This window comes from Arthrobacter sp. KBS0703 (assembly GCF_002008315.2).
Classification (GTDB): domain Bacteria; phylum Actinomycetota; class Actinomycetes; order Actinomycetales; family Micrococcaceae; genus Arthrobacter.
Window position 1 is genome coordinate 1 of record NZ_MVDG02000032.1, and the last position, 1,269, is coordinate 1,269.

Genomic DNA, 1,269 nt, shown 5'->3' on the forward strand with positions numbered 1-1,269 from the left:
CTGTCTCTTATACACATCTAGATGTGTATAAGAGACAGGGTCATCACCGGGCACGTAATCGCGCAGGGCGTGGAAGGAGACGTCCGCACTGGAGAGATCGGTGGTGGGCATGCCCTCCAGGTCGCGGATGAAGCCGGCGGCGGAACCTGCCAAGGCCACCGTCCGCGGATGGACGTAGAGGTCCTCGGGCTCGGTCCAGAGCACCTGGCGGCGCAGGAGGTGCAGCGGGTCGGCGCGGACGGAACGCACGGGGCCCACCACGATGACGGCCCGGCGTGCCGTGGGGATGGTGAAGAGGTCCTCGTGCACCTGTTGCGGCTTCATGCGGGGCAGGTGGAAGACGGCCGTCGCTCCGCCCACCGGCAGTTCCAGGTCGGCGGGCAGGAGTGGCCGTGCGGACGTGTTGGAGACGGCGATGCTGCCCACGGCGCTGTCCCCCACGGCCACCCTGGTCCGGGCGAGATCCAGCAGGACGCCGTACGAGGACCGCCCCAGGATGAAGCCGACCGCGATGAGGAAGAGCACCAGCGCTGCGACCGCCGCGGCCTTGGCTTCCTGCCAGCCGTAGGCGTGACCGGCAGTCCAGAGGAACGCCGACGCCCCCAGCACGGACCAGCCCAGGACCTGTCTCTTATACACATCTAGATGTGTATAAGAGACAGATTCAGGGCCGTCCGTGCATTATCGCCGCGGGAATTCAGGGCGGCCCGGGCATCGGCCAGCAAGGACCGCGGCGAGAACCGTGCCTGCTGGCGCCGCCAGAACCCGACCGTGCCGGTGATTTCCTTGAGCGAACCGTCCACGATCTCCCAGTACTCCCGGACCTCGTCCTCGCTGGGCTGGCCCGCCCCGAAGATGGAAGCGTCCGCCCGGTGTGCCAGCATCGTGGTGGTGGTACCGGCCGCCGGAAACGCCTCCGCCACAACGGCTGCCGTCTCCCGCCGCGTGGCGCGGCCGTCAACAGCCGCGCCCATGTCCGTGGCCAGGCTGAGGACTTCGTTCCATCCGCCCCCGACCCGCTGTGCCGGGTGCCCCTCAGCGAAACGGGACTTCCTCCGCCGCGACTTGAGCAGCGCAATGACCAGCAGCGGCAGGGTCAGGATTCCGACCGGAATCAGGCCGATGCCGATGGCGCTGAGGATGGGACCCCAGAAGAGCCACGGATTGTTCTTCTTCTCGTCCGCGTCCAGCGCGTCAGGCGAGGAGTCCGGCGGGAGGTCGGCCGGTTCCTGCGGCGGGGGCGGCGGCTGCAGGACCTGGGGTTTGGGC

Annotated in this window: 2 pseudogenes; both read right to left on the bottom strand. The window is 68.5% G+C overall.

Annotated features, from left to right (window positions below):
* Positions 1-639, bottom strand: a pseudogene (locus tag B1A87_RS22685) (DUF58 domain-containing protein); the annotation flags it as partial.
* 2 nt (positions 640-641) lie between these two features.
* Positions 642-1,269 (bottom strand): annotated as a pseudogene (locus tag B1A87_RS22690) (transglutaminase domain-containing protein); the annotation flags it as partial.